Genomic DNA, 6,228 nt, shown 5'->3' on the forward strand with positions numbered 1-6,228 from the left:
ATTATCCGCCACCGGGACGCATGGCGATCAAAAGGGCAGGGCGAACGGAGGGTGCTCGCCATGGAGGAAGTAGTCCCCCACCTCCTGGAGCCGGGGCGCGACCGGCACGCAGAGGGTGTGGGTGCGTACGTTGCGCCAGAAGCGGTCGAAGCCGTACGCCGAGGCGGCGGAGCGGGCCCCGAGGACGTCCAGCGCGCGGGCCGTGACGTCCTGCGCGGCACCGGCGGCGGCCGCCTCGGCCGCCGCCAGCATGGTGATCTCGGCGCACTCGTCGTCGGTGAGGTCCTCGCCGCGCGCGAGCCCCGCGTCCAGCGCCTCCAGCGCCTGGTCGGCGAGCGCGGACGCGGAGAACGTGGCGACGGTCAGCTCGCCGTAGGTCGTCAGCACGTACGGGTTACGGGGCGAGCTGTACGACGGACCGTCCAGCTGCCACGGCACGTCCACGGCCCTGCTGTACTCGCGGGCCTCGGCGAGCACCCCCTGGGCGATCCCGAGACAGATCTGCGCCGAGACCAGGCGTCCGGTCGGCGCGGACAGCCCGGCGAAGGGCGACAGGGTGCCGTCGTCCGGGGAGAGCGGGCCGAGGACCGCGTCGCGCTCGACCGCCACCGCGTCGAACTCCACGCTCCCGCCCGCCGCCAGCCGCTGGCCGAAGGTCTCCCCGCCATCGCCCCCGGACACCACGCCGGCCGGGCCGCGTCGACGAGCACGGCCAGCGGCTCGCCCGTCTCGGAGTGGTCGGCGCGGACCGCGAGGCGGTCGGCGACCAGGACGCCGGTGGCGTACCCCTGGCGCCCGTGCAGCGCATAGCCGTCCGGCCCGGGGGTCAGCGTCAGCCGCGGCTCCACGGAGGCCAGCCCGCCGCCCCAGCACCACTGGCCCGCCGCGGACTCCCGCTCGACGCGGGCGGCGATGCCGGGTCCGCCGAAGAAGCGCGCGCTGGAGGAGAGCAGATAGTGGCAGCCGAGCACTTGGCCGATCGCCCCGTCGGCCGCGGCGATCGTCCGTACGGCGGCGAGCGCCGTGGGCCAGTCCGCGCCGCCGCCCCCGCTTTCCACGGGGATCAGCAGCGACAGCAGCCCCGCCTCCCGCAGCCGCGCGACCTCGTCGAACGGCGTCTTCCCGGCCTGGTCGCGGACCACCGCGTCGGTGGCCAGGTCGTCCGCCGCCTCCCGGGCGATATGCAGCCACCGCGCGCGGTCGGGTGTCTCCGTTACCGCTTCCACGACCGTCACGCGCGCTCCTCATTCATCCGGCGAAAACCATGCGCCATGCTTCCCTATTAACCCAGTAGGAAAAATAGGGAATCAAGCCGCAGACGTCCAGCCGGTACCGTCTGGGCGTGGACGCGAGCGCAGGGCACGAGATGATCGACATCCCGCCGGGGCAGGTGACGCTGTCCGACCGGCGCACCCAGCGCAGTTGGCCGGTCCGGCTCGCGCCGTACCAGCTCGGTGTGTATCCGGTGACCCAGGCGCTGTACGCCCAGGTCACCGGCGGGCGGCCGAGCACCGCCCACGCGGACGCGTCACCCGTCGAGGGCGTTTCCTGGCGGGACGCGGTGCGGTTCTGTAACGCCCTGTCCCAGCGCGACGGGTTCGCGCCCGCGTACCACCTCTCTGACGAGGATGTGGAGTGGGACGCTTCCTCCGACGGGTACCGGCTGCCGAGCGAAGCCGAATGGGAGTACGCGTGCCGTGCCGGTACGGCCGGGCCACGGTACGGGCCGCTCGACGACATCGCCTGGCACCGCGGCAATTCGCACGACCGGCTCCACGACGTGGGAGACAAGCAGCCCAACGCATGGGGCCTGCACGACATGCTCGGCAACGTCTGGGAATGGTGCTGGGACCTCTACGACGCCGAGGTCTACGGCACCTACCGAGTCCTCCGTGGCGGCGGCTGGTTCGATGAGCACTGGAGCTGCCGGGCCTCCGTACGGCGCCGCAGCCACCCGACCTTCCGGGTGGACGACGTGGGATTCCGCCTCGCGCGTGGACGTGGCCGGTGACGGCGGACAGCGGCGACAGGGCACAGTTCGAGGCGGCTACGGGCGACGAACAGCCCCTCGACGCGGACACCCGGGAGCGGGCGGCGGCGGTGCGGGCGGCGTTCGACGGCCTGTTGGAGATCCGGCGGCTGATGAACACCGAGCGGCCCGCCGCCTGGGAACGGCACCAGCCGGTACGGGCCGTGGCCATCTCCCTGGAGGCGGCGGGCATCCCGCCCTCGGCGCTCGGCGCCGACGGCCACCGGCTGGCGACCGGATACCGCTGCGGCGAGGCCGAGCAGGCGGGGGTGGTACGGGTCGAGTGGCTGGGGCCTGCGGGAAGTGGCGCCGCGTACGCGGCGGCGGAGGAGCTGGGCAACTGCGCGCGGGTGCTGCGCGGGCTGGGCTGGGAGGCCCTGGAGTACCGCGGCCGTGGCCGCCACCGCTACCTGGAGGTCGAGCCAGTTCCCTGACGCCGCCGGGCAACGTGGCATCGTCCCGGGGACGTACACCCGGGCGGTCACGCCCTGCGGCGCATAGGATGCCGAACGTGACTGCCGCAGAGCCCGATACGTTGGCGTGGACGCTGAAGAGCGAGCGTGCTCGACCGGCCGGATACCTGACGGTGCGATGCCGCACCTACGTTCAGCCCGACGGCCGGGAATCCGACTGGGACATTCTGGTGGGCCCGCGCACGGTCGCCGTGGTCGCGCTGGCGGAGGATGGGCAGGGCATCCTGGTGCGCCAGTACCGGCCCGGGCCGGGCGCGGTACTGGCGGAACTGCCCGGCGGTCTGGTCGCCGACGGCGAGGATGTCGTGGCCGGCGCGGCGCGCGAGCTGCTGGAGGAGACGGGATACGAGGCCGGTTCGCTCCAAGTCGTCGCGACCACCTATCTGGCCTCCTACGCCACCCACGTGCGATACGCGGCACTGGCCCGGGATTGCCGTAAGGTCGCGGAACCCACTCCGGACGCCGAGGAGTTCGTCGAGCCGATCACGCTGCCGCGGGATCAGTACGTGGCCCATATCCTGAGCGGTCGGCTCACCGATATGGACCTGGGCCTGGCGGGGCTGGTGGCCGCCGGGCTCCTCAGGCCCACAGTGTGACGACCGAAGATCGAGCTGAACCGCAACTCAGGGCGCTGCCAGGCGACTTGGAGTGAGGACGGCCAGCTTGGCGGCGGCCTCGCTGCCCGGCGCGGCGGTGCACAGGACGACGTGCAGGTCGCTGTCGGGCACGCCGAGAACGTCGCAGTCGAGAGTGAGCGGGCCGATGTCGGGGTGATGGACAGTCTTGGTGTCCATCGTGTGGCTGCCGACGGCATGGGAGTCCCACAGGCGGGCGAACCGGCCGCTGGCGGTCCTCAGCGCGGCGATCAGCGATCGCAGGCCCGTGTCGGCGGGGTAGCGGGCACAGGCCGCCCGCAGGTCGGCGACCGCCGCCACCTCGAAGCGGGCCTCCTGCTCGGGGGTGTGCCGCACCCGGTGCGGCCCTCCGGTGAAGTGGCTCCACAGCACATTGCGCTCCCGCTCCGGGCGACCGGACGGGTCGCCCTGGAGCGCCGCGTACAGCGGGTTCCAGGCGATCAGCGTCCACGCCGCGTCGTACACGCCCACCGGGCCGGCCAGTTGGTCCAGCAGCCGCCGTACGCCGGGGGTGAGCCGGGCCGTGATGCGGGCGGCGGCGGGCGGCGGCTGGCCTGCCAGGAGGAACAGATGGCGGCGCTCCGGTTCCGACAGCCGCAGCGCCCGGGCGAGGGCGGCCACGATCTGCGCCGACGGCGCGGTGGCCCGCCCCTGCTCCAAGCGGATGACGTAGTCGACGGACACCCCGGCGAGCAGCGCCACCTCCTCGCGGCGCAGCCCCGGCGCCCGGCGGACGCCCCCGGTGGGGAGGCCGACCGCCGCCGCGTCCAGCCGGTCCCGCCAGCGGCGCAGCGCCGCGCCGAGTTCGTCGTCCAGGCCGTCGCTCATCGCCCCAGTATCGGCCCGGAGTCGCTGGCCCAGCCTGGTACCCCCGTTCCCAGGAAGAGCGGGGCCCTTCCTGTCCGTCGTCCCGGCGCCGAGGCTGGCCGCATGAGGACAGCACTTGTCACCGGAGCCACCAGAGGCCTCGGCGCGGAGACCGCACGGCGGCTGGCCGAGGCCGGGTACACCGTGTACGTGGGAGCGCGCGGTGAGCGGGCCGGGGCCCGTACCGTTCCCCTCGACGTCACCTGCGAGGACTCCGTACGGGCGGCGGCCGAGCTGGTCCGGGAATGCACCGGCCGTCTCGACGTCCTGGTCAACAACGCCGGGATCGCCGGGCCCGCACGCCCCGCCGCCGAGGTCACCGCCCACGACCTGCTGACGGTGTACGACACCAACGTCTTCGGCCCCGTACGGGTCGTCCGCGCCTTCCTGCCGCTGCTGGAGGCGGGCGAGGCGCCCGTCGTCGTCAACGTGAGCAGCGGGCTGGGGTCCATCGCCGCCGCCGCCGACCCCGCCGCCCGCGCGGCGGACGTACCTGACTGGATCCCCGCGCTGTCGTACGGCTCCTCGAAGGCCGCCCTCAACATGATCACCGCGCAGTACGCCCACGCCTGCCCGCACATCAGGTTCAACGCCGTCGACCCCGGCCTGACCGCGACCGGCTTCAACGGGCACGCCGGGTCGCGGACCGTGGCCGAGGGCGCCGACATCATCGTCCGCCTGGCCACGATCGGCGCCGACGGCCCCACTGGCGGCTACTTCTCCGCCACCGGCCCTCTCCCCTGGTAACCCTCCCGGAGAACGGAACACCCATGACGGCACAACGCGCCGAGCTCGCCCTCGACCTCGTCTGCGCTCGCTGCTACATCGGATTCACCCGCTTCCGGCGCGCCGTCCACCGCCACCGCGGCGACGTCGAGCTGGTCTTCCTCCCCTTCCAGGCCGCGCCGGACGCCCCCGCCGCCGGTGAGCCGCTCTTCGAGGTCCACAAGCGGCTCTTCGGCGAAGCGACCGCCCAGCAGATCGCTTCCGACACCACCCTCGGCGCCGCGGACGGCCTGCGGCTGGACTTCCGGCGGGCCATGTTCACCCACACCTTCGACGCCCACCGCATCCTCGCCCAGGCCTCCGCCCAGGGCCGCGGCGAGCAGATGGCGGAGCGGCTGTTCCGGGCTTACTTCACCGACGGCCTGCGCCTCTCCGACCGCCTCACCCTGACCCGTCTCGCCGCCGAGACCGGCGTCGTGACGGACGACGCCGATACCGGAGCGGACGAGCTGCGCGCTGCGCTCGCCCGCGTACGCGACCTCGGCATCGACGCCGACTCGATCCCCGTCGTCCGATTCCGCGGCGGCACCGTCCTCCAGGGGGAACAGCCCGAGGAGGCGTACGCGGCCGCGCTCGACGGAAACCTCGACGGCTCCGGCGGGCTCGACAGCGACATACAACGCTGAGGCTGCCGTCACAGGCTCAGCAGCAGGTCCCGGACCGTGGCGGGCTGGGACAGGAACGGGTGGTGGCCGGCGTCGAGTTCGACAACGCTCCCGGCCCGGCGGGCGAATTCGCGCTGCAGGCGTGGCGGGGTGCCCCGGTCCTGGGCGCAGACGAGGTACGTCGAGGGCACCTGCTGCCACGCGGCCGCCCCGACCGGCTGCCCGGTCACCCGCACGCTCTGCCGGGCGAGGTGGTCCGCCGCCCGCACCTGGACCTCGGGGTCGCAATCCTGCAGGAAGGTGTCCACGAGCAGCTCCGGACGCACCCCGAAAGTGCCCGCGGCGGCTTCCGCGGTGACGATGCCGCCGTAACTGTGGGCGACCACAACGGTCGGCCTTTCGCTGTCAGCAGCGCCTGCCGCACGGCCGCGACGTCCTCGGACAGCCCCGGACCGCTGGCGCCTCCGGGCGGGCCCGCCTCGCCGCAGCTCGGCAGCGCCGGGGTCGTGCTCGGCACGCCTCGCTCCCGCAGCAGCTCGGCAGTGCGGTGCCACCACCACGCCCCGTCCCGCACGCCCCGTGCACGAACACGACCCTCATCACTGCCTCCACGCCAGCCTTGACTGCCTTTCGATCAACGGTAGCCAAAGCCGCCGTCAGGGATGGGTCGGCCGCCGCTCCCTGCGAGGGCCCCGGCCACCGTGGCGGCTCTAGGGTCTGTCGTTTGGATCAGGCCAGACCACGCGAGCCCGGCCGTATACAAAAAACACGCCCGAGAAGTGGTTTTTTTGGGGGGGTAGGGGGGGGTGACGGGGGAGGGGTTGTTGGGCGGG

At 73.4% G+C, this 6,228-nt stretch carries 7 protein-coding genes and 1 pseudogene; 5 read left to right on the forward strand and 3 right to left on the reverse strand.

The window, feature by feature from the left end; genetic code table 11:
• Window positions 1-27: 27 nt before the first annotated feature.
• Window positions 28-1,235, reverse strand: a pseudogene (locus ACFV9T_RS09945) (acyl-CoA dehydrogenase family protein).
• 131 nt (window positions 1,236-1,366) lie between these two features.
• Here ACFV9T_RS09945 and ACFV9T_RS09950 point away from each other — a divergent pair.
• The 3 genes from ACFV9T_RS09950 (at window position 1,367) to ACFV9T_RS09960 (ending at window position 3,098) form a co-directional block, all read left to right on the forward strand.
• Window positions 1,367-2,011, forward strand: coding sequence for a formylglycine-generating enzyme family protein (locus ACFV9T_RS09950; RefSeq protein ID WP_385438202.1), 645 nt, complete (start codon window positions 1,367-1,369; stop codon window positions 2,009-2,011).
• The gene (locus tag ACFV9T_RS09955; RefSeq protein ID WP_385438086.1) at window positions 2,008-2,463 is read left to right on the forward strand and encodes a hypothetical protein; all 456 of its coding nucleotides are present in this window, start codon (window positions 2,008-2,010) and stop codon (window positions 2,461-2,463) included. Before ACFV9T_RS09950 ends, ACFV9T_RS09955 begins: the two co-directional genes overlap by 4 nt.
• A gap of 77 nt (window positions 2,464-2,540) precedes the next feature.
• A complete protein-coding gene (locus ACFV9T_RS09960; protein WP_385438088.1) occupies window positions 2,541-3,098 on the forward strand; it encodes an NUDIX hydrolase in 558 nt (185 codons plus the stop codon).
• 27 nt (window positions 3,099-3,125) lie between these two features.
• On the opposite strand, the gene ACFV9T_RS09965 is transcribed toward ACFV9T_RS09960, so the two are convergent.
• Entirely contained in the window at window positions 3,126-3,965 is an 840-nt protein-coding gene (locus ACFV9T_RS09965; protein ID WP_385438091.1) for a helix-turn-helix transcriptional regulator, read from the reverse strand.
• A 102-nt stretch (window positions 3,966-4,067) separates the two neighbouring features.
• Here ACFV9T_RS09965 and ACFV9T_RS09970 point away from each other — a divergent pair, with 102 nt between their 5' ends.
• Complete coding sequence (locus ACFV9T_RS09970; protein WP_385438093.1) at window positions 4,068-4,751, forward strand: SDR family NAD(P)-dependent oxidoreductase; 684 nt, start codon at window positions 4,068-4,070, stop codon at window positions 4,749-4,751.
• 23 nt (window positions 4,752-4,774) lie between these two features.
• Window positions 4,775-5,416: a DsbA family protein gene (locus ACFV9T_RS09975; protein WP_385438095.1), complete on the forward strand. Its 642-nt coding sequence runs from the start codon at window positions 4,775-4,777 to the stop codon at window positions 5,414-5,416.
• Between the two features lie 8 nt (window positions 5,417-5,424).
• Here ACFV9T_RS09975 and ACFV9T_RS09980 read toward each other — a convergent pair whose 3' ends face one another.
• Window positions 5,425-5,781 (reverse strand): alpha/beta fold hydrolase, encoded by a 357-nt coding sequence (locus tag ACFV9T_RS09980; RefSeq protein WP_385438098.1) that lies wholly within the window; start codon window positions 5,779-5,781, stop codon window positions 5,425-5,427.
• Window positions 5,782-6,228 lie beyond the last annotated feature (447 nt).

Source organism: Streptomyces sp. NPDC059850, assembly GCF_042731515.1.
GTDB lineage: Bacteria > Actinomycetota > Actinomycetes > Streptomycetales > Streptomycetaceae > Streptomyces.